This window comes from Streptomyces sp. NBC_00569, assembly GCF_036345255.1.
In the GTDB taxonomy this organism is placed as follows: domain Bacteria; phylum Actinomycetota; class Actinomycetes; order Streptomycetales; family Streptomycetaceae; genus Streptomyces.
In genome coordinates this window covers 1,041,996-1,068,034 of record NZ_CP107783.1, presented here as the reverse complement: position 1 = coordinate 1,068,034, position 26,039 = coordinate 1,041,996, and the positions used below count along the sequence as shown (strand labels likewise).

The following is a 26,039-nucleotide window of genomic DNA, read 5'->3' as shown; positions in this document are numbered from 1 at the left end:
GCCGGTCGCTGCGGGGCGGGCCCGGGGTGAGGAGCTCAGCCCCGCTCGGGTCGCGGCTGGAACGTGCCGCCGTACATCGGCAGTCGGACGCTGGAGCCGTACCTCTCCAGCTGGGCCCAGGGCCGGTTGAGGCCCGAGGAGCCGAACTCGCGGACGCGGGTGACCGCGTCCAGGTCGAGGACGTCCGCCAGGAGTTCCTGGCCGGGGCCGGCCTGCTGGCGCACCGTGCCCTCGGGGTCGACGATGACGCTGGTGCCGACGGCGGCGGGGTCCGAGGCGTTGACGTTCACCACGTAGACCTGGTTCGTCCAGGCGTTGGCGCGGGCGCAGACGATCTCCATGTCGCGGTCCCTGGTGGTGGTGAGGGTGGGCTGGACGATCACTTCGGCGCCCAGCCAGGCGAGCTGGCGCGCGGTCTCGGGGAACGAGCCGTCGTAACAGATCGCGAGGCCGATCCTGCCGATACCGGGCATGTCGAAGACGACGAACTCGCTGCCGGGCGCCGTCGTTTCGTAGGGCTGCCAGGGGAAGACCTTGCGGTAGCGCGCGACGATCTCGCCCTGCGGGGAGACCGCGAGGGCGGTGTTGTAGACGGTGCCGTCGCCGGCGCGCTCGTAGACGCTGCCGGGTACGAGCCACAGGCCCGTCTCGCGGGCGAGGTCGCAGATACGGTCGGTGAGCGGCCCGGGGACGGTGACGGCCGCCTTGTCCATCCAGTCCTCGCGGGCGTCGAACAGTGGCGCCTCCGCGGACAGCATCAGCTCGGGAACCACGACGAGCTGGACGTGCGGAAGCATGGCGCGGGTCGCGCGGACCCGGTCGGCGAACAGCGCCCACGTGGCCTCGGGATCGAAGGGGACGGGCGCGGTCTGTACGGCGGCGATGCTGAGCGTGCGCATGGATCAGTCCTCGGTGACAGTCAGTCGGGTGACGGCGGTGCGGCCGTCGCGGAAGAACGGGCGGAAGCGGTGGCGCAGCGTCAGCATCACGACCAGGCCGAGCAGGACGGAGCCGATGCCCAGGAGGAGCACGCCGCCGACGCCGAACAGTGAGGTGGAGCCGTACGCGGGGTCGGTCATGTCGATGGCGCTGCGGACGAACGCGGCGAGCATCATCAGGCCGCCGGTGAGCGGCAGCACTCCCTTGAGGAGCGCGTCGCGCCAGGACCGGCGCAGCTGCCCGCGGAACAGCCAGGCGCAGGCCAGGCCGGTGACGCCGTAGTAGAGCGCGATGAGCAGCCCGATGGAGAGGATCGCGTCGCCGAGGAAGGCGGGCGAGAGCCAGGTCAGGGCCGCGAGGAGAACCGCTGCCGCCGCGCCCATGAAGACGGTGCCGAACGAGGGCGTGCGGTGGCGCGGGTGGATGCGGGCGAACGCCCGGGGCAGCGCGCCGTGGACGCTCATCGACAGCGTGGCCCGTGAGCTGCCGACGACGCAGGTGAGCAGCGCGGAGATCGCGGACACGCACACGGCCAGCTGGACGCCCTTCGCGAGTGCCGTGCCGAGGACGGGCGGTCCGAGCGCGGACAGGACGTCGGCCGCGTTGCCGGCGTTGCCGAGTCCCAGGCCCGAGGTGCCCGTTCCCGCGAAGCCGATCGCGGCGACCGCCGTGAACAGATACGTGACCAGGAGGACGAGCGTCGAGATGAGCGCGGCCTTGCCGGGGGTGCGCTCGCTGTCGCGCGTCTCTTCGTTGACGGTGAGCAGCGCGTCCCAGCCCCAGTAGATGTAGAGGCAGAGCAGGACCGCTTTGGCGAACGCCCCGAAGCTGTCGAAGCCGAACGGGTCGAACCAGGCGAGCGAGGGCGTGAGCGCCCCGTGCCGGGCGAGCGCGGCGGCGCCGAAGCCGAAGAGGGCGACGAGCTGGAGCGCGAGCAGGACGTACTGGACGACCGCGGCGAGCTGGAGGCCGCGGTACGCGATGACGGTGATGGCCCCGATGAGCAGCGCCGCGGTGACGGCGACCGCGGTCTCGTCGGAGGCCAGTGAGTCCAGGCCGAGGAGCCCGAGGAGGTATCCGGCGCCCACCTGGGAGAGCGCGGCCATGGCCGTCACCGTGGCGAACTGGGTGACCCAGCCGCCCAGGAGCCAGCCGGACGCGGGGCCGAAGGCGCGCGTCGTCCACACGAAGGTGGTCCCGCAGTCGGGCATCTCCTTGTTGAGCTCGCGGAAGGCGAAGGCCGTCAGCAGGATCGGCACGAATCCGAGGAGCAGCGCTGCGGGCGCGAGGTGTCCGACGGCCACCGTCACGAAGCCGAGCGTCACGGCGATGCTGTAGGCCGGGGCGACCGAGGAGAGGCCGAGCGCCACGGAGGCGAGCAGTCCGACGGACCCGCTCCGCAGGCCCTTGGAGGGCGGCGGGGACGCGGTGGTGAGGGCGAGTGTCTGAGGGGGATCAGGGTTCACGGCGGCCTTCTGGTCGGCGGCGACGTTTCATTAAACGCAGATTTAACGAACGGGCCATGAGGCCTGTCAAGGGCGGGTTCGGTATCTTTACCCCGGCATCAGTGAATAGGGTTGGACGTGGGGCGGACGGAGGCGGTCGTGGGACGGCGCAAGGACCAGGAGGCGCGGCGCGCGCAACTGCACCAGGCCACGCTGCGCGCCCTGCACAGCCGGGGCCTCGAAGGTCTGCGGCTGCGCGATGTCGCCGAGGAGGCCGGGGTCACGTCGGCCGCGGTGCTCTACTACTACGACGACCTCGACGAGCTGATGTACGAGACGTTCCAGCGGGCGATCGAGCGCTTCAGCCGTGAGCGTGAGGAGAGCGCCGAGAAGTTCCCGGACGCCCGGGACCGGCTGCGGGCCTGTGTCGATCACGGCGTTGCCGACGGGCCGGACGACCTGCTGCCCCGGCTGCTCTTCGAGTACTGGCCGCGCAGCCTGCGCGACCCTCGGGCGGCGGCCCTCGATGCCACGCTGACCGAGCGTCAAATCGCCGTGTACTACGCCACGTTGGTTCTCGGCGAGGCGCAGGGGCACTTCGTGCTCGCCCAGCCCGCGGGGCAACTGGCCGCCGGGTTCGTGGCGATGGAGGACGGCTTCCAGATGGAGGTGCTCGCGGGGCGCCGCACGCGCGCCGAGGTGATCGCCATGCTGCACGCGTACGCCCGGATGGCCACGGGGTTCGACCCGTCGGCGTGAGGCGGCGCGCGCGGGTGCGCGGCGTCATGGTCCCCGGAACCCGCCGGGCCCTCGCCGTTCTCACACCCTTCAGAGTCCGAACCGGCGCGCCGAGTGCTCCTCCTGGGCGAGTCTGCGCAGCATGAGCAGGACCGGCTCGTACAGGACCGCCGCCGCGACCGCGGCCTCGACCTTCTCCACCTCCTCGGGGAAGGTGTCGAGCCGGTCGATGTCGTGCTCGGCGACGCGCTCCATGTGCCGTGCGTACGGGGTGAGTTCGGGTGTTCCGCAGGTGTAGCCGAGTCGGTTGAGCGTGGCGACCGTCGTGACGAGGGTGCGGTACGAGGGGGAGAGGCTGCCGATCTCGCGTGCGGTGTCCCAGCCGAGTTCCACCAGGAGCCGGTCGACGGCCGAGGTCGCTTCGACCGTGGCCGGGTCGCCCTCGGGTGCCGCGGGCGGCTGCGGCAGCGCCCACAGGGCCGCGCCCATGCGGATCGTGCGGCCCAGCGAGTCGTCGTCCACCGCTGCGAGCACCTCGCGAGCGGTCGCCACCGGCACCCGGCCGACCTGGATCAGTGCCCGCACGAGCCGCAGCCGGCGCAGGTGGGAGTCGTCGTACTCGGCCTGAGTGACCGTCAAGCGCCTTCCCGGAGGCAGGAGTTGTTCGCGCAGGTAGTACTTGATGGTGGGGATGGAGACCCCGCTCAGTTCGCTGAGTTCCGCGAGTCGCATCCCTTGCACCCCTCCTTGGACAGTGCCACTATCCAAGCACGGGTGCATGGGTAGCGGCACTCTCCAACCCAGGCGAATCGGGGGCGACATGGGCGCGAAGACACATGCCGGACGGGTGACCGCGGGCGCGCAGGGGGAAGTGGTGGTCTTCCTCATCGGCATGCGCATCAACCACTTCTGGGCGGTCCACCGGTGGCTGCCCGTGTTCGTCGCGATGCCCATGATGATCAGGGAACTGAACCGCGACCGCTCCCTCGGCCTCCTGCACCACATCCTGCTCACGGGCTCGCCGCGCACCTACATGGTCGTCCAGTACTGGGAGTCGAAGGAGAAGCTGCTCGCCTACGCCGCGGCCCCGGACAGGCGCCATCACCCCTGGTGGGCGCGGATCAACCGATACGCCCGCAAGAGCGCGCGGCACGTGGGGATCTGGCACGAGACGTACGTCGTACCCGAGGGCTCCTACGAGACGATCTACGGGGACATGCCGGCCCAAGGCCTCGGCAAGGCGTTCGGAGTGGCGGGCCTCAGGGACGGGGTGCAGGCGCAGGACCGGCTGCGGGTGTGAGCGGGAGCCCCTGATCCCGGGCCCGCCGTCGCGTCCGGTCGATTGTCAGTGCCACCAGGCACGATGGCAGCATGACAACGACTTCTGGTGAGTTCGTCCTGGCCGACGCCGCTGCCTACGCCCAGGCCGTCACGGACGCGTCCCTGGCGGCGGGCGCCTACTACACGGGCGGGACGTCCGCCCTCGACGACGACGCGTACGACCGGCTCGTGCGGGCCGTCGCCGCGTACGAGGCGGACCACCCCGACGAGGTGCTGCCGCACTCGCCGACCGGCAAGGTCGGGGGCGGTGCCGTCGAGGGGGACGTGCCGCACACGGTCCCGATGCTGAGCCTGGACAACGTGTTCGACGGTGAGCAGTTCACCACCTGGACCGCGTCGGTTGCCCGCCGGATCGGCCACGAGGTGACCCGGTGGAACGTCCAGCCCAAGCTGGACGGGCTGGCCATCGCCGCGCGCTACCACGAGGGGCGCCTCACGCAGCTGATCACCAGGGGCGACGGGACGGCCGGGGAGGACGTCTCGCACGCGATCGGCACCGTCGAGGGCCTGCCCGACCGCCTCACCGAGCCGCACACGGTCGAGGTGCGGGGCGAAGTCCTCATGACGATCGGCCAGTTCGAGCACGCGAACGAGGTGCGTACGGACCACGGCGGCGCCCCCTTCGCCAACCCGAGGAACGCCGCGGCGGGCACACTCAGGGCCAAGGAGCGCGCCTACACGGTGCCGATGACGTTCTTCGCGTACGGCCTGCTGCCCCTGCCCGGCACGTCGGCCGAGCACGCCGAGGCGCTGCGCTCCCTGGCCCACGGCGAACTGATGGACCGCGCGGCCACGCTCGGCGTCAACACACCGGCCACGACGGCCGTCTCGGGCCTCACCGTCGACACCGTCGAGGAGGTGCTCGCGCGGGTCGAGCACATCGCGGGCCTGCGCGCCGAGCTGCCGTTCGGCATCGACGGGATCGTCGTCAAGGCGGACCTCGCGGCCGACCAGGAGGCCGCCGGATCGGGCACGCGCGCCCCGCGCTGGGCCATCGCCTTCAAGCTGCCGGCCGTCGAGAAGATCACCCGCCTCCTCGACGTGGAGTGGAACGTCGGCCGTACGGGGATCATCGCCCCGCGTGCCGTCCTCGAACCCGTCGACATCGACGGCAGCACGGTCACGTACGCCACGCTGCACAACCCGGCCGACATCACCCGGCGCGACCTGCGGCTCGGAGACCACGTGATGGTCTACAAGGCGGGCGACATCATCCCCCGCATCGAGGCGCCCGTCGCCCACCTGCGCACCGGCGACGAACAGCCGATCGCGTTCCCCGACGTGTGCCCGCAATGCGGCTCCGGCATCGACACGAGTGAGCAGCGCTGGCGCTGCGAACGCGGCCGGAACTGCCACCTGGTGGCCTCGCTCTCCTACGCGGCGGGCCGCGACCAGCTCGACATCGAGGGCCTCGGCGCCACCCGTGTCGTCCAGCTCGTCGAGGCGGGCCTGGTCGCCGGCCTCGCCGACCTGTTCGCCCTCACCCGTGACGGGCTCTTGGCGCTCGACCGGATGGGGGAGACCAGCACGGACAACCTTCTCGCCGCGATCGAGGCCGCCAAGGCCCAGCCGCTGTCCCGGGTGCTGTGTGCCCTCGGGGTGCGGGGCACCGGCCGGTCCATGTCCCGTCGTATCGCCCGTCACTTCGCCACGATGGACCACATCCGCGCCGCGGACGCCGAGGCGATGCAGCGGGTCGAGGGCATCGGCGCCGAGAAGGCTCCGGTGATCGTCTCCGAGCTGGCCGAACTCGCCCCGCTCATCGACCGGCTGGCCGCCGCGGGGGTGAACATGACGGAACCCGGTGCCACCCCGCCCGCCCCGGAGGCCGAGACGGACGGAGCGGGCGAACCGGCGGCCGCCGCGGGCCCGCTGGACGGCATGACCGTCGTCGTCACGGGAGGCATGACCGGCCCTCTGGAGAAGCTCAGCCGCAACCAGATGAACGAACTCATCGAGCGGGCCGGCGGGAAGTCGTCCTCCAGCGTCTCCAAGCGCACCTCGCTCGTCGTCGCCGGTGAGGGCGCGGGTTCCAAGCGGGCCAAGGCCGAGGACCTGGGCATCCGTCTCGCCACACCGGACGAGTTCGCCGAACTCGTCGCGGACCTCCTGCAGTGACGAGGCGACGCGAGGGGGCCCGGTCGCGGTGCAGCTCTGCTCCCAGCTGGACGGCCCGCTGTCGGTCACGGCCGTCTGCCTGTGGGAGCTGCCGAGGATGCGAACCCGCCACGGAGTCGTCCTGCGTGGCTGATCTCGGCCGCATCGTGTTGGCCCGGCGGGGAGTTGACTCCGTGTGATCCAGTCGCACGGACAGCAGATCCCCGCCGATCCCGCCGGCCCGGGTCCCGGTGAGCATCGGGCCGAGAGGGAGCGCCGCCCTCGGGCCTGGCGCGAGTACGGGACGCTGCTGATGGCGATCGTGGGGCTCACCCTGTCGCTCTCCACCTTCCTGGCGGCGGCGCTGCGATGACCCCGGCGGTGGTGGGCCCCTACGTCCGCGCCGCGCCCGCGCCGCGGCCCGCACGACTCCAGGAGCGCCGAAGGCGTCGGCGCTCCTGGAGTCTCCTGGCCCTGCGCACCCCGATCTGGATGCCACGAGGAGGCACGCGGCGTGATCATCGTGGCGGGCCCCGGTGGGCTCGGAGGCGCGGATCGCCCGGCTGCAGAGAAAGCTCTCACCTTCTTCACAATTTGTTGCAACGTCCACACCGGGAGTGGCGGACGTGACAAGGCCCCGACGGTCGCCGGCCGGGGCGCCGTAGACTCGAGTCATGGATCACACGCGGCTCGCGCGGCTCGGCGCCGGAAAGTACCTGCTGGTCACGAGCTTCCGGAAGAACGGCAGCCCGGTGGCCACCCCCGTCTGGGTGGTCAGGGACGGGTCCGCGCTCGGTGCCTGGACAGCCGCCGACTCGTGGAAGGTGAAGCGGATCCGGAACCGCGCGGAGGTTCTGGTGGGGCCGTGCGACGCCCGCGGAAACCCGACCGGCGATCAGTCGCCCGCCACGGCGGTGATCTGCTCCCCGCAGGACACCGCCCGCTATCGCGACCTGATCCGGAGCAAGTACGGCCTGCTCGGCAGATTGACGCTGCTGGGCAGCCGTCTGCGCCGCGGCCTCGACGGCACGGTGGGCATCCGCATCACGCTCGACGAGTGAACACGGCGCTCAGGCCGCTTCCCGGTCCTCGGACCGCATGCCACCCCGAGCCGTCTCCGCACGGAACGCGACCACCATCTCCCGCGCGTGCCGCAGCCCGATCCGTGTGAAGTCGGCCTCGAGAACGTCGAGTTCGGCAAGCGTGGCGCGCTGGTCGCGGCCGAGCCGGGAGCGCGACTTGACCAGACCGAGCCGGCACAGCGCCGCACCGCGCGGCTCGTGCAGAGCGCGGAACTCCGCGAGCGTCGAGGCGTAGGTGTCGCGGGCCGCCTCGTAACGCCCGTCCCGGTAGAGGACGTTGGCGCGCATCTTGTGGTTGTACGCGAGCGCGCTCGCCAGATCCATCGCGCGGCAGACGCCCTCGGCCTCGGAGAGCAGGGCCAGCGCCCGGTCGGGTTCGCCCCGCACGGACAACACATCGGCCACGCCGCGCAGCGACCAGGCCCGGCCCCGCGCGTCGTCCGCCTCGGTGGCCACCCTGACCGACTCCTCGAAGAGTTCCAGGGCCTTGGTGTGGTCGCCGGTGTTGCGGTGCATCTGGGCGATGCCGGACATCGCCCAGACCATGTGCCGGGGTTCGCCGTGGGCCCGGCCCTGTTCGAGCAGCTCCTCGTGGAGGGCGGCGACCGCCGCGTAGTCGCCCTGGATGCGGCCCGTCTCCGCCAGGCCCGCGAGCGCGTAGCCGTGGGCGAGCCGGTCGTCGCTCCCCGCGGCCAGGGTGACGGCGTGCCCGAGGAGCCGCCGGGCCAGACGCAGCGAGCCGCACTGGCGGGCCAGCGTGCCGCCGCTCCACAGCGCCCACGCCATCGCCCCCGTGTGCCCGGCGGTGCGTGCGCTGCGGTAGCTGCCGCGCCACGCGTCGCCCGCCTCGCGGACGCGGCCGAGCCGCCGGTTCGCCTCGGCGAGCGCCAGGGCGGCGCGCGCCCGCTCCAGGGGGCCCGCCGCCGTTTCGAGGGACCGGTCCGCTGCCGCGCGCACGTCCTCGTAGGAGGAGTTCACCCCGAGGGCCGTGCGCAACTCGCCCTGATACTCCGGGGCGAATGCCTTGCCGTACATGTAGCCGTGTCCCTTCGCCGGTCCCGTCGTGCCGCTGCGTTCCGATCAAGAACGTACGAGCGGCGAGGGGCCCGGCGGATCCGTCCACGTATGTGTTGTGCCGTACGACTTGAGTGCTACCTGGCGTCGGCCGGTCATCAAATGGACGGACGGGACGTACGGAAGGCCGCCCGTCTCCGAGGGGGTGGGGAGGCGGGCGGCCTGGTTCGGATTCCGTGACGGTCCTACGCGTCGACGGCGGTCTTACTCGTCGATGGCCGCGCCGAACAGCGCGTCCGCGGACGGTGCGCCGAGCGAGCCCGCGCCGTACGTCCACGAGCCGGAGGCGGTGACGCCGCCGGTGCCCGCCGAGAACACCCAGACCACGCCGTCGTTCGTGTTCTCGCCCGGTGCCGCGCAGAGCAGGCCGAAGCGGCCGTCGCGGTTCGGGTCGGTGAGGCGGACCTGGCCGCCCCACTTGTCGCCCTTCTCCGGCACGCCCGGCACGTTCGCCGAGTTCTGGTCCCAGGACTGCGCTCCGGTCCCGGTCAGGCCCGAGGGTGCACCACGCAGCACCCACACGGCGCCCGCGTCGGCGACCGTGCCGATGTCCTCGCCGGCCGCGCCGATCGCCACGTCGGCGTACCCGTCCCCGTTCGTGTCCGCGACGGACAGGTCCGTGCCCCAGCCGTCACCGCGCTCGGCGGTGCCGGGCACACCCGGGGAGTCCTGCGTCCACCACTGCGCGTCGGACGACGGCCCGTCGGGGCCACCCAGGCGCACGCCCACCAGGCCGCCGGTCATCGAAGCGCCGCCGTCGTCGGGGGAGTTGGGCTCGCCGGTCACGAGGTCGTCGTACCCGTCGCCGTTGATGTCGCCCGACGCCGCCACGGGGCCGCCGCGCAGATCGCGCTCGTAGGTGAGGCCGTCGGCGTGCCCGGACAGGTACGACGACCAGCCGTGTCCCGGCTCGGAGCCCGTCGTCACGCCAGAGACGACGAGGTCCGCGAAGCCGTTGTTGTCGTAGTCGCCCGTGGTCAGAGACAGGGGCACGATGTCGCGCTCGTCGGCGAGTTTGGACAGGCGGCTCGTGGAGCGGCGCTCCAGGGGTGCCTTCGACGCGGGCTGCGGCGCGGAGTCGTAGGCGAAGAGCTCCAGGTCATCGCGGTCGAGGACGGCGAGGACGTCGCCCGGCGTGTCGTTCGTGAAGTGCGCCGCCGTGACGCCCGTGCCGAACTTCTCGCCGGCGGTGGGTTCCTGGGCCTGCAGCCAGTCGCCGGCGGCGCCGGCGAGGCCGGCCTTCGAGCCCCAGAGGACGGCCACTCCGCCCGCGTCCGCGGTCGTGCCGATGTCCTCGCCGGGGATGCCGACGATCGCGTCGTCGTAGCCGTCCCCGTCCAGGTCGCCCGTGGCCACGGCCTTCCCGAACGCGTCACCGGTCTCGGCGGCGCCGGCCACGCCGGAGGTGGACTGGCTGAAGCGGGCGACGTGGGTGGTCCCGATGCCTCTCGACGACCCGTACTGCACGGTGACGAGGCCGGCGCCCTTCTTCCCGCTGACGGTGGCGCCGGGCGCGCCGACCAGGACGTCCTCGTAACCGTCGCCGTTGAAGTCGCTGTTGCGGTCGTCGGCGTGCGTGCCTCCGGGCGTTCCGGCGTAGGCGGAGGGAGCGGTCGCGATGGCCGCACCGGACAGAAGGAGGAATGACGCCGCGGCCAGGGCGGCGGAACGGTTCTTGCGCACGAGCGGCTCCTGATGAGAAGGACGGCCGGGCAGCGCGGGGGATGTCCGGAAAGGGCCCGTTCCTTGTCCGGCGCCCTGTTTGACAGTGCATGAGGAGGAAGGGTTGTACGGGAGTTCGCCCCGGGTTCACCCTCATCTCGGAGATCAACTGGCAAACGATCGGGGTGAATTGGTGCACAAGGCCCTGAACTACCCCAGCGATTGATTGTTTGTGCAAGAAATCGCCATGCATCTTGCAGCAACGAGCTTCCCTCGGCACGGTATCCCCGTCGCGTCATCCCCGGCGCGCTCGTAGACGCTCGTAGACGGGAGATCCCTTGTCCGGGAGAGCTCACAGAGAGCACAGATCCGCACAGCGCCGCACCACCCCGCACCCCTCGCGCCATGGCCGGGCCCGCGCCGTGCGCGCCCTGTCCGTGGCCGCCACCGCCGCGGCACTCGCGCTCGGTGGCCTCGCGGGACCGTCCGCCGCACCCGCCGCCGCGGCCACCACCCCGTACCCCAACCTCGCACCGACCCCGCCCATGGGCTGGAACAACTGGTCCTACTACGGCTGCGACATCAGCGAGGAAACCGTCCTCGCCAACGCCCGCGCACTCGTCTCCTCCGGCCTGGCCGCCAAGGGCTACGACACCGTCACCACCGACGACTGCTGGATGACGCACACCCGCGACGCCGACGGCGACCTCGTCCCCGACCCCACCCGCTTCCCGCACGGCATGGCCTACATCGGCGAGCAACTGCACGCCATGGGACTCAAGTTCGGCATCTATGAGGACGCCGGCACGTCCACGTGCGGCGGCTACCCCGGCTCGTACGGCCACATCAAGCAGGACGCCGACCTCTTCGCCAAGTGGAAGGTCGACTATCTGAAGCTGGACGGCTGCAATGTGCCCGTCCCCACGGGCCAGAGCGCGGACGACGTCTATCACAAGCTCTACGGCGACATGAGCCAGGCGCTCCTGGACACCGGCCGGCCCATCGTCTACTCCGTCTCCGCGCCCGCCTACTTCGAGGGCGAGAAGGACTGGCACCACGTCATCTCCTGGTCCGCTGAGGTCGGCAACCTGTGGCGCGAGGGCGCCGACGTCGCCATGGAGTCGTCGTCCGCGCGCGGCAAGTGGGCCTCCATCAAGTACAACTACGCCTACAACGTGCCGCTCGCCGACCTGCAGAGCCCCGGCCGGTGGAACGATCCCGACTTCCTGCTCGCCGGGCAGTCCGGGCTCACCGGCGACGAGATCCGCAGCCAGATGTCGCTGTGGTCCGTGATGGCGGCCCCCCTCATCTCCAGCACCGACCTGACGAAGGCCTCGTCCGAGGCGATCGACGTCCTCGGCAACAAGGACGTCATCGCCGTCGACCAGGACACCAAGGGCCTCCAGGGGCGCATCGTCCAGCAGGGCGACGGCTACGACGTGCTGTCCAAGCCCCTCGCGAACGGCGACCGGGCCGTGGCCCTGTTCAACTCCTCCGACGAGGCACGGACGATCGAGACGACTGCCGCCAAGGCCGGTCTGCCCGCCGGATCCTCGTACCTCCTCAAGGACCTCTGGTCCAAGCGGACCACGCAGACCACAGGGACGATCGCCGCCGACGTTCCCGCCCACGCGACCGTGCTGTACCGCGTCCACACCGGCACCGCCCACCGTGTGCAGCCCGCCACCGCGATCACCTGGACGCGGACCGGCGGTGAGGGCGCCACCTCCACCTGGAAGGTCGCGCTCGCGGACCACGGCCCGACCGGACTCACCGGCGCGCGCCTGCGTATCAGCGCCCCCGAAGGCTGGCACCTCAGCACGTCGAAGGTGTCCCTCGGCAAGGTCAGGCCGGGCGGCTCGGCCGCCGCGACCATCACGGCGAAGGGCCCCGACGCCAAGCCCGGCACCACCGTCACGACCCTGACCGCGACGGCCCGCTACCGTGCGGGTGGCGCCGGTGACGGCTCCGTGTCGGGAGGCGCCTCGATCGTCACCGACGTGCCGTACCCGAGCCTGGACGCCGCCTTCAACAACGTCGGCGTGACCAACGAGGCGGCGCCGCCCGCCGAGGGCAACTACACGACCGGCAACTTCGACGGCGGTGGCGACAGCTACTCGGCCCAGGCCCTCGCCGCGGCCGGGGTCACTCCCGGGGCCAAGGTCAGCAAGGACGGCGTGACCTGGACTTTCCCGGCCGCCAAGCCGGGCACCCCGAACAACGTCGAACTCGCCGGCCAGTCGATCACCCTCACCGGCAGCGGCTCCAAGCTCTGGTTCCTCGGAGCGGAGGCCGGCTTCACCTCGGGCCAGGTCAAGGTCACGTACACCGACGGCACCACGAGCACGGGCAGCCTCGGCTTCCCCAACTGGTGCTGCACGGCGGGCACGGAGTACGGCGCGACGACGGTCGCCACGTCCGACCACCGCAACACCCCGACCGGCCCCGCCAACTTCGGCACCGGCTACAAGCTGTTCGGCAACTCCGTCCCGCTCACCGCGGGCAAGACGATCCGCACGGTCACCCTGCCCGACGCGGACGCGATCCACGTGTTCGCGATCACGGTTCAGTAGAGCCCGGGTGGGCCGGCGCGCCGGATGCCGCGGTCGCGGTGTCCGGCGCACCGGCGTGGACGTACGGTGGCGCGATGGACGGACTCCGCGAACCCGTGACCGCAACGGACATCTCGACCCGAAGGCTCGAACTCCTGCCGCTCCACGTGGAGTTCGCCGATGAGATGGCCGCGGTGGTCGGCGACCCGGCTCTGCACACGTTCATCGGCGGCGCGCCGCTGTCGGCGCGGGAGCTGCGCGAACGCTACGGGCGCCTGGTCGCGGGCCCCCCGGACCCGGCCGTCTCCTGGTGCAACTGGGTGCTCCGGATCAGGGACGAAGAGTGTCTGGCCGGCACGGTCCAGGCCACGGTCGGCCCCGGCGACGACGGGCTCGAAGCCGAGATCGCCTGGGTCGTCGGAGTGCCGTGGCAGGGGCGCGGCCTGGCCACGGAGGCGGCGATCGCACTGGTCGACCGGCTCGGGCGGCAGTCCGTACGCACCGTCGTCGCGCACATCCACCCGGACCACGCCGCGTCGGCGGCCGTCGCCACGGCGTGCGGACTGACGCCCACGGACCGGATGCACGACGGCGAAGTCAGGTGGCAGCGCACCTTGGGATGACACACCTTGAGCCGGCGCACCTCCAGGTGACGGCTCGCCGGTTCCCGGGGCCGTCACCTCGGGGTGTGTGGGGACAACAGGGCGTCAGTGCTGCTGGGCCTTCTGCGGAGTCGCCTCGCTGGGACGCACGACGACGTACCCCTCACCCTCCAGCTTCAGCTGGACGGCCTCGCCCGAACCGCCGCGGATCATCGACCCGATGGACTGCGACCGGTGCAACGAGGTGTGCAGATGGGCGGTCCAGCCCACGACCGCGTCCGTGTCCACGAACACCGGCTGCTGCGGCGATACGGGGATGACCAGCGGGTTGCCCTCGCAGATGAGCCCCAGTCGGCCCTGGCCGGTGAAGACGCTGTTGAACAGGCCCCCGCCGGATATTCCCGCGCCCTTCACGGTCTTGATCTCGTACGAGAGCGTGGAGTCGAAGCACAGGACGTTCCGCCCGTTGACCGTCAGGGCCTCGCCCGGTTCGACGTCGACGATGAAACAGTTCTGCGCCTCGTGCGCGAACCAGGCCTCGCCCTGCCCGCGCACCGTCATCAGAGGCAGGCCCTCGCCCGTGACCGCACGCTTGAGCATGCCGCCCATGCCCTGGCCCTTGCGCTCGAACTGCAGGTTCCCGCGGTAGGCGACCATCGCTCCCTGACGGGCCATCATGTCGCCGTTGACGGTGTAGCGGATCGACTTGGCGTTCTGTGCGGTCATTCCCGGCGCGGAGGCGGGCTGTACGACGTGCTCGCTGGAAAAGAGATCACCCTTCATGCGGGCATCGTGTCCCGGACGGGTCCGTTCCGCCAAGGTCGGGCGGCGTACCGGCCGGAAACCGACCAGTGGCGGGGCGGCCGTCGGGGCACGACTCGCTTGTCAGGCGCGGGTCTTCGCCAGGAGTTCGGTGATCTCCCCGGTCGTGCCGGTCTCGCCGAGGCGCGGGAAGATCCGCTCGATGCTGTTGCGGTGTGCCTCCACGTCCAGGTCCGTCATCGCGTCGGCGGCCAGGGTGACGTGGTAGCCGTGCTCGTGGGCGGCGCGGGCGCTGGACTCGACACCGATGCTGGTGGCGACGCCGGTCATCACGACCTGCGTGATGCCGCGGCGGCGGAGCTGGAGGTCCAGGTCCGTGCCGAAGAAGGCGCCCCAGTTGCGCTTGGTGACCGTGATGTCCTCCGGGTGGCCGGACAGTTCGTCCACGATCACGTCCCAGCCCTCGGGCCGGGCACCGGTGCGTCCCTGGGTCTCGTTGCGCCCGGGTACGGCGTCCGCCCCGTCGGCGGCGGCGCTGACGCGCACGAGGACGACCGGCAGGCCGTGCGAGCGGAAGGCGTCCGCCAACTCGACCGATCGGGCGACGACTTCGGCGCCGGTGTACGGGGTGGTGGGCGCACCCACAATGCCCTTCTGGAGGTCGATGACGACGAGGGCGGTGCGCTCGTCGAGGGTGGTGAGAGCCATGAGTGGGGCCTTTCGGGGTGGTTCGATGCCGGGTGGGAGGGCCGGGGTCGACCGTGACGGGTGTGCGTTGCGGTCAGGCTTCTGTGAGCCGTTCCAGCAGGGTCAGCGCGGTGACGACGGTCAGGCGCTCCTCTTCCGAGTACTGGTCCTGGAAGGCGCGGGCCAGCCATTCGCCGCGGGCCTGCCGGGTGCCTTCCGCGCTCTCGCGGCCGGCGTCGGTGAGGGTGACCAGCTGGCGGCGGCCGTCCTCGGGGTCGGGCCGGCGCTCGATCAGCCCGTGCTGGTCGAGCGCGGCGAGCGTGGCGGCCATCGACTGCGGCCGCACGCCCTCGGAGGCGGCGAGACCGCTGGCCGTGGCGGCTCCCGCCTTGCTGAGCCGGTTGAGCGCGGAGACCTGGGACGGGGTGAGGTCCTGACTGTCGGAGACCTCGCGCAGGCGGCGCCGGAGGCGGCTGAACATCACGCGCAGTTCGCGCGCCGCACGGTCCGCGGATTCCGAGATGCCCTCGGCGTGGTCGATGCCCTCGGCATTGTTCATACGCCCACGCTAAAACCTTCAGTCCAAGCTGTCCAGTCTGAGCTGAAGATCTGGAGGGGCGAGGTCCGCGACACGACTCCTTCAGATCCCCGAGGACCAGGCCCCCCGCTCCCGCCGCGACAGCCGTGACGAACGCATGGAGCGCGCCGCCACCAGGGCGATCAGGCTGCCGCCGATCACGAGCAGGCCCGGCCCGACGCTCCGGGTGTTCACGACCCTGGAGATCGCGGCGTAAGGGCCGGTACCGGACGCGGTGCCGGTGTTGTCGGCCCAGGCGTCGGCGGCCCCGCCCATGTTCGTCCCCGTGCCCACTCCCGTACCCGTCCCGCCCCCGCCCGGAGCGCCCGCCTCGGAGCCTGCGGGCGGAGCGGACGGTGCCACGTCGTCGCCGGGCCGTGCCTGTCCCGAACCCGCCCCCGCCTCCGAGGCGTCGCTCCCTGTCGTGCCGGTCAGGCGTACGCCGAGCGCGGTCATCGCCGCTCCGACGGGCTGGAAGAACGTCGTGCCCCCGGCGTCGCAGTCCCCGTTGCCGCCCGAGGTCAGGCCCAGGGCGAGCCCGTCGGCGAACAGGGGGCCGCCGCTGTCGCCCGGTTCCGCGCACACCGTGGTCTGGACGAGGCCCGTGACCGTCCCCTCCGGGTAGTTCACCGTCGCGTTCAAGCCGGTCACCCGGCCGGAGTGCAGCCCCGTGGTGCTCCCGCTACGGAAGACCCGCTGGCCCACCACCGGGTCGGCCGCCCCGGTGATGCGTACTCCTCGGCCTCCGCCGATGGCGACGACATCACTCTGGGCGCGCGGCACCCCGTCGTCGTAACGCACGAGGGAGAAGTCGTTCCCGGGGAACGTGCCGCTCACCGTGGTGCCCAGTGCGGTGGCGTCGCCGGGCCGCGCGAACCACGTCGTGCCGACCGGGCCGCAATGCCCGGCCGTCAGCAGGAACGCGTCCCTGCCGTCGGTCACGTCGAAGCCCGCCGAGCAGCGCCCGCCGCTCGCGAAGATCGGCGACGCGCCGTCGACGCGGGTGGTGAACGTGCCCCGGGTGCGCTCCATGCGGACGGACGCGCCGATGGTCCTGGCGACGGCGGCCAGCCGCGACCAGTCGCCCGCGGAGACGGTCGAATCCGCCCGCACCACGACCTCGTTCGAGCCATAGTCCATCGACCACGCCGTACCCGGCACCCGGGGAGCCGCACGCAGCGTCGCGGCGGCCGAGCGCAGGTCGCGCATGCTGTGGCGCACGACCTCGGCCCGCGCCCCGGCCCGCCGCACGTCCGCCGCCGCGCCGGCGTCGGTCACCGCGACCACGGTCCGCCCGTCAGCGCCGAGCCAGCTGCCCGCCGTGCGGGCGGCGCCGAGCTGCGCCACCAGCCGTTCGCCCACCGGGACGGGTGGACCGGAGGCGCCGGGTTCGTTCGCCATGGCGCGCGTGACGAGCAGGCTTCCGCAGAGCAGGCCGCCCACGGCGGCAAGGCGTGTGATCCGCCGGGCGGTGCGTCGCGCGTGCCTCATCCAGACTCCCCAACGTGCGGAACGGCGTACGGGTAAAAGGTCAACGACCCTGAGAGGGAAGGGCGTTGAGAAAGCCGACCGGCCCGTCCCCTCGCTTCACGTACGTACGGACGGGGCGCCTCGTTCAGTGGGGCACTGCCCTGACGCCGCGCCGTCGCCGATCCGGGGGCGGGCCGATCGAGTGGACGCGCGGCCCGTGCGACCTGCGAAAGCCCGGCCCGGGGAGCGCTCGGGCCATGGGGAGTGCAAGGATGTCGCCATGGCAATCAAGGCATATTTCGACATCACCATCGACGACAAGCCCGCCGGGCGCATCAGCTTCAACCTCTTCGACGACGTCGTCCCGAAGACGGTGGAGAACTTCCGTGCCCTGGCCACGGGCGAGAAGGGCTACGGCTACGCGGGGTCGTCGTTCCACCGCATCATCCCGCAGTTCATGCTCCAGGGCGGCGACTTCACCGCCGGCAACGGCACGGGCGGCAAGAGCATCTACGGCGAGAAGTTCGCCGACGAGAACTTCCAGCTCAAGCACACCAAGCCGGGCCTGCTCTCCATGGCCAACGCGGGCCCGAACACGAACGGCTCGCAGTTCTTCATCACCACGATCGTGACCGACTGGCTCGACGGCAAGCACGTCGTGTTCGGTGAGGTCGCCGACGAGTCCAGCATGGAGCTCGTCAAGAAGATCGAGGCCCTCGGCTCCCGCAGCGGCGCTCCCTCGGCGAAGGTCACCATCTCCGAGTCCGGCGTTCTCTAGCCTCCGCAACGACGCCTGACCGCCGGCCGCTCGACGGCCGGCGGACGGACACGGTCGACGGGCCGGGGCAGCCGATCAGGCCGCCCCGGCCCGCTCCGTGCCCGCCTTCTCACAGAGCCACAGCGCCACACCGCTCAGCGCCGGCGCCCCGCGACCGGCACGTCGAGCGGCCGGGCGAGACCCACGACTCCCTCGTCGAGTCGCTGGAGATGCCGCAGCACGCGGAAGGTGACCGTGCCCGAGCGCAGCGCCCCCGTCCCGTCCGCCTCCAGCATCGAGGCGATGCTCGCGCCCGCCTGGACCTCTCCGCCGGTCTTCTCGTCCCGCACATGCGCGTCGATCACGCCGATGTTGTGGGCGATCCGCACCCCGGCCCGTTCGAGCCGCGGATCCGCCGCGATGGTCTTGCTGTACGGCACCAGCTCGGCCGTCGCCGCCAGGGACCGGGCGTGATAGGCGCAGGTCTCCAGGAGCGCCACCAGATAGCGGGCCGTCTGCCGCCGCACGCGGAGCGGCGTGATCGGGTGCGTCAGCGGCTTCGTGGAGGCGCGCAGATCCTCCAGGGCCGTGTCCAGGTCCCGCGCCTTGTCGAGCAGATCGACCGCGGGTCCACCGCTGAGCTGCTCCACGGCGGCTGACACGACGTCCCCGAGCCTGACCAGGACGGTGCTGAGGAGTTCGTCGGTACGGCGGTCCGTGTGCACCGGCAGCACGAGCACCGCGGCGACGATGCCGCACGCGGCGCCGAGCGCCGTCTCCTCGATCCGCAGGACCAGCACGTCCAGGCTGTAGGTGTTCAGCAGCGTGTAGAGCAGGCCCAGCATCGCGGTGACGAAGAACGACATCAGGGCGTACGACAGCGGCGCGGTGAAGAACATCGCGAAGATGAAGAGCAGGACGAGGGCGAACGCCGTCCAGGTGTGGTTGCCGACCACGCCCGCGAGCGCGACACCGGCGACCACGCCGAACACCGTTCCGAGGAGCCGGCGGTAGCCCTTGACGAGGATCTCGCCCGTGGACGCGGTGTTGAGGAAGACCACCCAGCACGTCAGGACCGCCCAGTACCAGCGCTGGCTGGACAGGAACTCGCCGCCGACGATGGCCAGGGACGAGCCGACCGCGACCTGGAACGCGGCCCGCGTCGTGGGCCGCTGGAGCCCGGTGCGGGCGTCCGCGTCGTCCTCGTCCTGCTCGGAGCCGGTGATCGCGAGGTCCTCGGCGTCGAGTTCCTCGCGGGAGCGCGTCGTCGCCGGGGTGTCGTCGGACTCGTCCTGCGGTCCGTCGAGGGCGACCCGCAGACCCATGACCGCGCGCGCCGCCTCGCCGATCCCGCGGAAGACGTCCTGCACGGCTGCGGAGCCGCGCGGCAGGTTGTCCTCGTCGCGGTAGGCGAGCAGCCGGTTGCGTACGTGCGCGAGCGCCGTCCCGCGGCCGCCCGACACGGGGCGGGCGACGAGCAGGTGCAGGGCGTTGAGGTCGCGGCGCAGGGTCGCGGTCGCGTCGCCGTCGGCGTACAGGCGCTTCGACGGTTCCGGTACCGGTGCGTGCGGCAGGTGCAGGGTGAGGGTGTCGGCCCGTTCGGCGCTGCGGGCGTTGAGCAGCAGGACGCCGAGCCGTTCGGCCGCGATCTCGGCGTCGGCGACCCTGCGTTGCACGAGGGCGGCCGTGGCCGGGTCCCGGGTGCCCTCCTCCAGGCGGCCCTGGATCATCAGCGCCGTCTCGTGCAGGCGTGCGGTGCCCCGCCGCAGGTCGTCGAGGACCTTCTCCAGCTGGTCGGGTTCGGCGTCGAGCAGTTCGGCCTGGGTGTCCACCAGCTGCGCGAGCCGCGCCCTGAACGCGTCACGCAGCCGGCCGAGGACCCGCTCGGGTGTCTCGGGCACGACGGCGAAGCGCACCACCGCGCTGCACGCGAAGGCGATGGCCAGCGTCGCGTAGAGCAGCGGCAGCGACGACACCGTCGCGCTCACGAACAGGGAGACGAAGTAGATCTGAAAGCCGATCAGACCCAGCGCGGTGCCGCGGTCACCGAACCTGCGGCTGTAGACGGCCCCGAAGATCAGGACGATGAAGAAGAGGTCACCCGCGATGACCATGTTGTGCAGCAGCGCGGCGAGCGACACCGCCGCGAGCGCCACGGGCAGGCCGAGGGCGAGGGTGACCGCCTGGCCGCGTACGTCCTTCTCCCTGATCGCGAAGGTGGCCACCATCGCGGCCATGGCTCCGGCGACCATGTGGGTCACATCGGTGTGGAGCGCCGCGAGGACGGCCAGGGTGAGCGCGATCGCGCCGACCGTCCGCAGTCCCGCCATCAGCCGCAGCAGCCCCGGATCGGATGCCACGAACCGGTCCCACGTGCCACCGATTCCCGTCAGCCGTGTCAACGCCCTCACTCTGCCGCACTCTCCTGATCCAGCCATGATCCGCGGACGCCTCAGCATCCCATGCGCGTCAACAGAGCTCCGAGGCCGGTCGTAGGAGGTGGGAGGCGGTACGAGGCCGTCGGCGGCAACGGTGTCCAGGGCTGCCAGTTGCCGTCGTATGTCCGGAGTTGTCGTCAAGTGTCGTCAGATCGGGAGCCCGATCAGGCCACGCCCGCTCCGGGACGCCTCGGTCACCACCTCACCCCAGTCGCGGACCAGCATGGCGAACTCCTCGAAGTCCGCGATCCAGCGCCCGGGTCGGTCCGCGTGAACCGCGTACGGCGCGCGGAGGCTTTCGAGAAGGGGTGCGGCAAGGGCCCACGCGCGCGCCAGGTCCGGGACCTGTTCCGGCGCACGGACGACGAGCAGCCGAGGGTGCCACGGGTCCGGTTCGGCGGGGAAGAGCCCGACGGCCGGCTCCTCCTCCGCGCTCGCGTCCGTGTCGGCGTCGTCGGGGCCCGGCCAGAACAGCCCGGCCAGGAACGCGTCGAGCGCCGCCCGCAGGTCGGGTTCGGCGAAGGCGCGGACGTCCTCCCACGCCTGGCCGGCCCAGAAGTGCGGCTTGAACGATCCGAGGGTCCGGAAGAACTCGTACAGGGCGCACCACGGCGTAGCGGGCCGCCGCACCCAGCCGTGCTCGACCGGCGCGTCCGCGTCACCGTCGTCGCGGTTGTCGAGGTCGTCGTCCGGGTACGCGGCGTCCTCCAGCATGCCGAGGCGCTCCGCGGCGGGCGTCCGCCCCAGGTGATCCCAGTCGACGACGAGAACGGTGATGTCCAGACCCATGAGGTGAGGTTATAGATCGTCCTGGCGGGAGCGGCCGGAGCTCACCTCACGGGCCTGCGCACCCACACCTGCCTGTCGCTCGCGCCGGGTGCGTCGCCGGGGCCCGACGTGCCGAGGTCCAGCCAGCCCCAGGAGCGCAGCAGCGCGGAGCCCGGCGCCTCGGGCAGGGCGGGGCCGGGCCGGGGCACCGCCGCGACGGTCAGGTCGGTGTCGTGGCGCGCGAGGAGCCGTGTCCGCAGGTCCGTCGCGACGCCGTGGCGCCGGTGCGCGGGCAGCACCATCAGCTCGGCGAGGACGAAGGCACGTCCGGACGCGGTGAGTTCCTCGAACTCGGTCGGCACCTCGCCCCGGAAGCCCGCCCACCAGTCACCGGTGCGGTCGGCCCGGTACCCGTAGAGGCAGCCGACGAGTCCGCCCGAGTCGGCCACCACCATGTCGAATTCGGGCTGCCGGCCGTGCTTCTCGAACCGGGTCAAGAACTCCTGCCGGTCACGGTACTCGGCTCCCGCGGCGCCGTGGTACGCCGAGACGTACACGTCGGCGACGGCTTCCCGCTGCTGCTCGGCCTGCCACCGCGACAGCCGCCGCAAGTACACCTGAGCCATACGAGCCTCCCGTCGGGCCGCGGGACATGCCCGGGCTCAGCATGGTGACACTCACGGGCGACGAGGGGAACGGGGCGTGACGCCTCACCGTGTGAACTCCCGCTGATATCAGCGTACTTGGGGAAAGGTGTGTCTGGAAGGCGCGGCCCCGCGGCGTCAGGAAAGGGACCGCACGGTCTGCCGCACCTGGGTCGCGACGGTGTCCGGCAGGGGCGCGTAGTGGATCCGGGTCAGCGCCTGCTGGCCCTCGTCGCTCGCGGTGTAGGTGAGGAAGGACTTGAGTGCCGGGAGTGTCGCGGCCCGGTTGCCTTTGTCGCACACGATCTCGTACGTGACCAGGACGATCGGGTACGCCCCCGCGGCCGAGTGGCCGTAGCGGAACTTCAGCGACATGTCCTTGCCCTGACCGGCCACGCGGGCGGCGGCGATTCCCGCGGACGCGGACTCCGGCGACGGAGCGACGGGCTCGGCCGAACCCGTGTCGATGCGGACGGTCGGTACGTGGCTGCTCGCCGCGAAGGACAGCTCGAAGTAACCGATCGAACCGTACGAGGAGTTGACCTCGGAGACGACTCCGCTGGAGCCGTTCGCCGACCCGCCGCCCCTGGCCTGCCAGGACTTCTCCGCCGAGTAGGGCCAGGCGGCCGGGGCGGCTCCGGCGAGGTAGGCCTGAAGGTTCTGCGTCGTGCCCGAGTCGTCCGAGCGGTGCACCGGGCGGATACGGGTCGAGGGGAGTTTTGTGCCGGGGTTGAGCGCGCGGATCTGCGGGGCGTCCCAGGTGGTGATCCGGGTGTCGAAGATCCCGGCGAGGGTCGGGGCGTCGAGGACCAGGTCGTCCACGCCGGCCAGGTTGTAGCCGACGGCGATGGGGCCGCCCGCCATGGGCAGGTTGATGGCCCGGCCGCCGGCGCACGTCTGCTTCGACAGCTCGACCTCTTCGGGCTTCAGCGCACTGTCCGAGCCGCCGAACGCGGTCGCGCCGCGCAGGAACTGGGCGGCGCCGGCGCCCGATCCGAGCGGGTTGTAGGCGATCTGCACGCCGGGGCAGGCGCGTTGGTACTGGTCGATCCAGTACTTCATCACGTTCTGCTGGGCCGTCGAACCCGAGCCCGGCACCTGGCTTTTGCCCGCGCAGTCGATGCCGGCCACGGGGGAGGCGTCGGCCGACGACGCGTGATCTCCGGTGGCACCCGGGCCGCCCGTCCCGCACCCCACGAGCAGGAGCGTGGCCGCGAGGGCCGCCGCACCCGCCGGAGCGCTCCGCTGGATCACACGTCTGGCACGGGCGCTCTGCACTGTCGTTCCCCCTGATGAAACCGCGATCGGAAGGACAAATGCTGACCGATCATGGAGGTAACGGGGTGACGCGAGGGTGAACTCCAGGCGAAGCACCACCGTACGAAGGGCGAGCGGGGCCCGACGGGGGCCCCGCTGTCCCCTTGCACTTCCGCTGCCGCTCGGTTCAGCGCCCGGTTCCTGCTCAGTCCTTGTAGTCGGGCGCGATCCGGTCGAGCAGGCGCAGCATCGCCGCCCACGCCAGGTCGTACGCGTCCTCGTCCTGGAAGTCGGAGTCGGCCTCCGCCTCGCCCGCGAGCTGACGGGCGGTGTACTCGCACACCTCCGGCGAGGGAACGGTGAGCGGGACGCCGCCGGCCTGCGCGGTGACCTGGATCTCGCAGGCCTTCTCCAGGTAGTACATGCGCAGGAACGCCTGGGCCGCGCTCCCGCCGACGGTGAGCAGGCCGTGGTTGCGCAGGATCAGCGCGGGGTGGCCGCCGATGTCGTCGACCAGGCGCTTCTGCTCGTCCAGGTTGAGCGCCACACCTTCGTAGTCGTGGTAGCCGACCCGGTTGTGGAACTCCATCGACATCTGGTTCAGCGGCAGCAGCCCGCCCTGCTGCGCGGCGACGGCGCAGCCCGCCTTGGTGTGCGTGTGCAGGACGCAGTGGGCGTCCTCGCGGGCGGCGTGGATCGCGCTGTGGATGACGAACCCGGCCGGGTTGACCGGGTAGGGGGTCGGCTCGACCGGGTTCCCGGACAGGTCGATCTTGACCAGGTTGGAGGCGGTGATCTCCTCGAAGAGCAGACCGTACGGGTTGATCAGGAAGTGGTGGTCCGGGCCCGGCAGGCGCAGCGAGATGTGCGTGAAGATCAGGTCGGTCATGCGGAAGTGGGCCACGAGCCGGTAGACGGCGGCGAGTTCGCGGCGCAGCCGCAGCTCCGTCTGCGCGGCGTCCTGATCGGCGGCGGGGGTCAGCAGGTCGGTCACGAGACGGCTCCTTCGAGAGTCGGGTCGAACACGGGGGTCAGCGGGCGGCCGGTGCGGTGCCAGGCGATGACGTTCTCTGCGGGCGCACACACGTATGCGCGCTGCGAGGCGTCGGACAGGAACGCGCTGTGCGGGGAGAGCTGGATGCGCGGGTGGGTGCGCAACGGGTCGTCGGCGGGCGGGGGTTCGACCGGGAACACGTCGAGTGCGGCCCCGCAGAGATGCCCGTTGTCCAGCGCCCGCAGGAGCGCGTCGGCGTCGACGAGTTGACCGCGCGAGACGTTCACGAGGAACGAGCCCGGCCGCATCCGGGCGAGCAGCGCCTCGTTCGCGAGACCGTGGGTCTGCGGGGTGAGCGGGGTGTGCAGGGACAGCACGTCGGCGCGGCCGACCAGCTCGTCGAGGCCGAGCCGGTCGACCTCGGGCGGCCAGCCGGCCGGGTCGGCGTGCGGGTCGAAGGCGGCCACGCGGCCGAAGACGGGCGCCGCCATCCGGGCCACGGCGCGTGCGATACGGCCGAACCCGACCAGTCCGAGGGTCAACTCGCCGGCCCGGCGCGGCAGTTCACCGAACTCCGTGTTCCAGCCGCCGCTCCGCACCGTGGCGTCGGCGTGCGGCAGGTGGCGTACGAGGGAGAGGGTGGCCGCGAGCGCGTGCACGGCGACGTCCTCGGTGGCGGCGTGCGGCAGGTTGCTCACCCACAGGCCGCGGCGGCGGGCCTCGGCGGTGTCCACCATGTCGTAGCCCGCGGACATCGTGGCCAGCATGCGCACGGAGGGCAGCCGGTCCAGGAGGGCCGCGTCCACCGGGGCGTAGCCGACGATCAGTGCCTCGGCGTCGTGCGCGGCCGCCGCGATCCTGGCGGGGTCGCGGCTGCCGACGACGCGGACCTCGAAGCCCGCGTCGCGCAGCAGGCGTTCGCCAGGCTCGACATCCAGCTCCTCGGGGTCGGTGAAGACCACCACGGGCTGACCCATCTCAATTCTCCCCACGCCTGGAGCGACAAATTCAGGGCGACGAATGATTCGTCGGTCGCTTGGGTGTTGAAGTTACGTTTCGTCTTCCATAATTGTCCAGTCCGCATGAGACGGGCGCCCGTGACAGGCCTCACGGGTGTCCGGTGCCCGCGCCGCCGTGGTCGACAATGGGCGCCGACCCCGGGTGCGGCCGTACCCGGGCAGCCGAGCTGAGGGGAAGCCCCGGTGGACCTGGACCACATCGACCTCGCCGTCGTCCGCGAACTGCAGGTGGACGGCCGTCTGACGTACGAGACGCTGGCCCAGCGGGTCGGCCTCTCCCGGCCCGCCACCCGGGCCCGCGTCCAGCGGCTGCTCGAGGGCGGCGGTGTGCTCGTGGCGGCCGTCGTGCACCCCGCCGTCAGGGGCCTCACCGCGTCGGCGCATCTGTCGATCGGTGTCCGCGGTCCGGCCGGGCCCGTGGCGCGCGCCATCGCCGCCATGCCCGAGGCGCCGTTCGTCACGCTGACCGCCGGCGGTTACGCGGTCATGGCCGAGCTGCGCACGAAGGGGATCGCCGATCTGGACCGGGCGATCGAACGCGTCCGCTGCCTGCCGGGCGTCGACGTCGTGGACCCGCTGATCTCCACCCGCCACCTCAAGGACCCGTATCTGCTCGCGGGGGAGCCGGCCATCACGGAACTCGACGAGACCGACCAGCTCGTCCTGCGCGAGCTGGAGGCCGACGGCCGCCTCCCCTTCGCCGAGCTCGCCGAGCGGGTCGGTCTGTCGGCCGGTGCGGCCCGCGCGCGCACGCTGCGGCTCCTCGACGGTGGCGTCGCGAAGGTCCTCGCGCTGGTGCGCCCCGAACTTCTCGGCCTCGGCATCCTGTGCGGCTTCGCGGTGCGCGTCGAGGCGGAGCGGGACGAGGTCGCCGCGCGTCTCGCGGAGCGTGAACAGGTCTCCTTCCTGTCCTCCTGCGTGGGGCGCGCGGACCTGGTCGGCACGATCACCGTGGAGTCCCTCGCGGCGATCCGGACGGCCGTCGAGGACATGCGGGCCGTGGAGGGTGTGCGTGCGGTGGAGAGCTGGGTGCACCTGGAGCTCATCAAGGAGCGCTACGAGGATCCGACCGCCGAGTGACGGCAGGTCGGATGATACGTAAGTGATGGCTCGCCTGGACTTACGAAAAGTTTC

The 26,039-nt window shown here is 71.8% G+C and carries 24 protein-coding genes; 9 read left to right on the top strand and 15 right to left on the bottom strand.

The annotated features are described in order from the left end of the window. Nucleotides 1–35: 35 nt before the first annotated feature. Nucleotides 36–899, bottom strand: a complete 864-nt coding sequence (locus tag OHO83_RS04970; RefSeq protein WP_266678502.1) for a carbon-nitrogen hydrolase family protein — start codon at nt 897–899, stop codon at nt 36–38. A 3-nt stretch (nt 900–902) separates the two neighbouring features. Next, nucleotides 903–2,405 carry an APC family permease gene (locus tag OHO83_RS04965; protein ID WP_330278766.1) on the bottom strand — a complete coding sequence of 501 codons (1,503 nt, stop codon included), beginning with the start codon at nt 2,403–2,405 and terminating at the stop codon, nt 903–905. Between the two features lie 138 nt (nt 2,406–2,543). Between OHO83_RS04965 and OHO83_RS04960 the strand changes: the two genes are divergently transcribed. Further along, complete coding sequence (locus OHO83_RS04960; protein ID WP_266678506.1) at nt 2,544–3,143, top strand: TetR/AcrR family transcriptional regulator; 600 nt, start codon at nt 2,544–2,546, stop codon at nt 3,141–3,143. A gap of 69 nt (nt 3,144–3,212) precedes the next feature. Here the strand turns inward: OHO83_RS04960 and OHO83_RS04955 are convergent, their stop codons facing one another. After that, nucleotides 3,213–3,854, bottom strand: a complete 642-nt coding sequence (locus tag OHO83_RS04955) for a MerR family transcriptional regulator (protein WP_330278765.1) — start codon at nt 3,852–3,854, stop codon at nt 3,213–3,215. Nucleotides 3,855–3,942: 88 nt separating this feature from the next. Here OHO83_RS04955 and OHO83_RS04950 point away from each other — a divergent pair, with 88 nt between their 5' ends. From OHO83_RS04950 to OHO83_RS04935, 4 genes are all read left to right on the top strand, one after another. After that, nucleotides 3,943–4,422, top strand: coding sequence for a DUF4188 domain-containing protein (locus tag OHO83_RS04950; RefSeq protein ID WP_329432249.1), 480 nt, complete (start codon nt 3,943–3,945; stop codon nt 4,420–4,422). Between the two features lie 71 nt (nt 4,423–4,493). Next, nucleotides 4,494–6,581 carry an NAD-dependent DNA ligase LigA gene (gene ligA, locus OHO83_RS04945; protein ID WP_330278764.1) on the top strand — a complete coding sequence of 696 codons (2,088 nt, stop codon included), beginning with the start codon at nt 4,494–4,496 and terminating at the stop codon, nt 6,579–6,581. Between the two features lie 175 nt (nt 6,582–6,756). Continuing rightward, nucleotides 6,757–6,933 (top strand): hypothetical protein, encoded by a 177-nt coding sequence (locus OHO83_RS04940; RefSeq protein WP_266678514.1) that lies wholly within the window; start codon nt 6,757–6,759, stop codon nt 6,931–6,933. Nucleotides 6,934–7,234: 301 nt separating this feature from the next. After that, entirely contained in the window at nt 7,235–7,621 is a 387-nt protein-coding gene (locus OHO83_RS04935) for a PPOX class F420-dependent oxidoreductase (protein WP_266678516.1), read from the top strand. Nucleotides 7,622–7,630: 9 nt separating this feature from the next. On the opposite strand, the gene OHO83_RS04930 is transcribed toward OHO83_RS04935, so the two are convergent. Together OHO83_RS04930 and OHO83_RS04925 are read right to left on the bottom strand one after the other, a co-directional pair. Next, entirely contained in the window at nt 7,631–8,677 is a 1,047-nt protein-coding gene (locus OHO83_RS04930) for a tetratricopeptide repeat protein (protein ID WP_266678518.1), read from the bottom strand. Nucleotides 8,678–8,920: 243 nt separating this feature from the next. Next, nucleotides 8,921–10,399 carry an esterase gene (locus OHO83_RS04925; RefSeq protein ID WP_330278763.1) on the bottom strand — a complete coding sequence of 493 codons (1,479 nt, stop codon included), beginning with the start codon at nt 10,397–10,399 and terminating at the stop codon, nt 8,921–8,923. Nucleotides 10,400–10,716: 317 nt separating this feature from the next. Here OHO83_RS04925 and OHO83_RS04920 point away from each other — a divergent pair, with 317 nt between their 5' ends. Together OHO83_RS04920 and OHO83_RS04915 are read left to right on the top strand one after the other, a co-directional pair. Further along, complete coding sequence (locus tag OHO83_RS04920) at nt 10,717–12,951, top strand: NEW3 domain-containing protein (protein WP_330278762.1); 2,235 nt, start codon at nt 10,717–10,719, stop codon at nt 12,949–12,951. Nucleotides 12,952–13,025: 74 nt separating this feature from the next. Beyond that, complete coding sequence (locus tag OHO83_RS04915) at nt 13,026–13,553, top strand: GNAT family N-acetyltransferase (RefSeq protein ID WP_330278761.1); 528 nt, start codon at nt 13,026–13,028, stop codon at nt 13,551–13,553. Nucleotides 13,554–13,637: 84 nt separating this feature from the next. Here OHO83_RS04915 and OHO83_RS04910 read toward each other — a convergent pair whose 3' ends face one another. The 4 genes from OHO83_RS04910 to OHO83_RS04895 form a co-directional block, all read right to left on the bottom strand. Continuing rightward, nucleotides 13,638–14,315, bottom strand: coding sequence for an AIM24 family protein (locus OHO83_RS04910; protein WP_266678526.1), 678 nt, complete (start codon nt 14,313–14,315; stop codon nt 13,638–13,640). 102 nt (nt 14,316–14,417) lie between these two features. Next, nucleotides 14,418–15,002 (bottom strand): hydrolase, encoded by a 585-nt coding sequence (locus OHO83_RS04905; RefSeq protein ID WP_330278760.1) that lies wholly within the window; start codon nt 15,000–15,002, stop codon nt 14,418–14,420. Nucleotides 15,003–15,075: 73 nt separating this feature from the next. Beyond that, nucleotides 15,076–15,540 (bottom strand): MarR family winged helix-turn-helix transcriptional regulator, encoded by a 465-nt coding sequence (locus OHO83_RS04900; protein WP_266678530.1) that lies wholly within the window; start codon nt 15,538–15,540, stop codon nt 15,076–15,078. An 81-nt stretch (nt 15,541–15,621) separates the two neighbouring features. Further along, nucleotides 15,622–17,049: a S1 family peptidase gene (locus tag OHO83_RS04895; RefSeq protein WP_330278759.1), complete on the bottom strand. Its 1,428-nt coding sequence runs from the start codon at nt 17,047–17,049 to the stop codon at nt 15,622–15,624. Between the two features lie 259 nt (nt 17,050–17,308). Here OHO83_RS04895 and OHO83_RS04890 point away from each other — a divergent pair, with 259 nt between their 5' ends. Then, a complete protein-coding gene (locus OHO83_RS04890) occupies nt 17,309–17,806 on the top strand; it encodes a peptidylprolyl isomerase (RefSeq protein WP_116505392.1) in 498 nt (165 codons plus the stop codon). A 134-nt stretch (nt 17,807–17,940) separates the two neighbouring features. Here OHO83_RS04890 and OHO83_RS04885 read toward each other — a convergent pair whose 3' ends face one another. The 6 genes from OHO83_RS04885 to OHO83_RS04860 all read right to left on the bottom strand — a co-directional run bounded on the left by OHO83_RS04885 (nt 17,941) and on the right by OHO83_RS04860 (nt 24,863). Then, nucleotides 17,941–20,115: an FUSC family protein gene (locus OHO83_RS04885; protein ID WP_266680204.1), complete on the bottom strand. Its 2,175-nt coding sequence runs from the start codon at nt 20,113–20,115 to the stop codon at nt 17,941–17,943. Between the two features lie 255 nt (nt 20,116–20,370). Further along, nucleotides 20,371–21,012: a hypothetical protein gene (locus tag OHO83_RS04880; protein ID WP_330278758.1), complete on the bottom strand. Its 642-nt coding sequence runs from the start codon at nt 21,010–21,012 to the stop codon at nt 20,371–20,373. Between the two features lie 41 nt (nt 21,013–21,053). Further along, on the bottom strand, nt 21,054–21,617 hold the full coding sequence (locus OHO83_RS04875) for a hypothetical protein (RefSeq protein ID WP_330278757.1): 564 nt from the start codon (nt 21,615–21,617) through the stop codon (nt 21,054–21,056). A gap of 156 nt (nt 21,618–21,773) precedes the next feature. Beyond that, nucleotides 21,774–22,913 carry a phosphate ABC transporter substrate-binding protein PstS gene (gene pstS / locus OHO83_RS04870; protein ID WP_330278756.1) on the bottom strand — a complete coding sequence of 380 codons (1,140 nt, stop codon included), beginning with the start codon at nt 22,911–22,913 and terminating at the stop codon, nt 21,774–21,776. Nucleotides 22,914–23,097: 184 nt separating this feature from the next. Continuing rightward, nucleotides 23,098–23,886, bottom strand: a complete 789-nt coding sequence (locus OHO83_RS04865) for a class II aldolase/adducin family protein (RefSeq protein ID WP_327579633.1) — start codon at nt 23,884–23,886, stop codon at nt 23,098–23,100. Next, complete coding sequence (locus tag OHO83_RS04860; RefSeq protein WP_330278755.1) at nt 23,883–24,863, bottom strand: C-terminal binding protein; 981 nt, start codon at nt 24,861–24,863, stop codon at nt 23,883–23,885. Before OHO83_RS04860 ends, OHO83_RS04865 begins: the two co-directional genes overlap by 4 nt. Before the next feature lie 225 nt (nt 24,864–25,088). Here OHO83_RS04860 and OHO83_RS04855 point away from each other — a divergent pair, with 225 nt between their 5' ends. Then, entirely contained in the window at nt 25,089–25,985 is an 897-nt protein-coding gene (locus OHO83_RS04855) for an Lrp/AsnC family transcriptional regulator (protein ID WP_330278754.1), read from the top strand. The last annotated feature ends 54 nt before the right edge of the window (nt 25,986–26,039 follow it).

Bases quoted from the DNA above. Each gene is read 5' to 3' on its own strand.
- OHO83_RS04970 (WP_266678502.1), bottom strand. From the start codon at position 899: ATGCGCACGCTCAGCATCGCCGCCGTACAGACCGCGCCCGTCCCCTTC.
- OHO83_RS04955 (WP_330278765.1), bottom strand. From the start codon at position 3,854: ATGCGACTCGCGGAACTCAGCGAACTGAGCGGGGTCTCCATCCCCACC.
- OHO83_RS04950 (WP_329432249.1), top strand. From the start codon at position 3,943: ATGGGCGCGAAGACACATGCCGGACGGGTGACCGCGGGCGCGCAGGGG.
- ligA (WP_330278764.1), top strand. From the start codon at position 4,494: ATGACAACGACTTCTGGTGAGTTCGTCCTGGCCGACGCCGCTGCCTAC.
- OHO83_RS04935 (WP_266678516.1), top strand. From the start codon at position 7,235: ATGGATCACACGCGGCTCGCGCGGCTCGGCGCCGGAAAGTACCTGCTG.
- OHO83_RS04930 (WP_266678518.1), bottom strand. From the start codon at position 8,677: ATGTACGGCAAGGCATTCGCCCCGGAGTATCAGGGCGAGTTGCGCACG.
- OHO83_RS04915 (WP_330278761.1), top strand. From the start codon at position 13,026: ATGGACGGACTCCGCGAACCCGTGACCGCAACGGACATCTCGACCCGA.
- OHO83_RS04910 (WP_266678526.1), bottom strand. From the start codon at position 14,315: ATGAAGGGTGATCTCTTTTCCAGCGAGCACGTCGTACAGCCCGCCTCC.
- OHO83_RS04905 (WP_330278760.1), bottom strand. From the start codon at position 15,002: ATGGCTCTCACCACCCTCGACGAGCGCACCGCCCTCGTCGTCATCGAC.
- OHO83_RS04900 (WP_266678530.1), bottom strand. From the start codon at position 15,540: ATGAACAATGCCGAGGGCATCGACCACGCCGAGGGCATCTCGGAATCC.
- OHO83_RS04895 (WP_330278759.1), bottom strand. From the start codon at position 17,049: ATGAGGCACGCGCGACGCACCGCCCGGCGGATCACACGCCTTGCCGCC.
- OHO83_RS04890 (WP_116505392.1), top strand. From the start codon at position 17,309: ATGGCAATCAAGGCATATTTCGACATCACCATCGACGACAAGCCCGCC.
- OHO83_RS04885 (WP_266680204.1), bottom strand. From the start codon at position 20,115: ATGGCGGGACTGCGGACGGTCGGCGCGATCGCGCTCACCCTGGCCGTC.
- OHO83_RS04880 (WP_330278758.1), bottom strand. From the start codon at position 21,012: ATGGGTCTGGACATCACCGTTCTCGTCGTCGACTGGGATCACCTGGGG.
- OHO83_RS04875 (WP_330278757.1), bottom strand. From the start codon at position 21,617: ATGGCTCAGGTGTACTTGCGGCGGCTGTCGCGGTGGCAGGCCGAGCAG.
- OHO83_RS04860 (WP_330278755.1), bottom strand. From the start codon at position 24,863: ATGGGTCAGCCCGTGGTGGTCTTCACCGACCCCGAGGAGCTGGATGTC.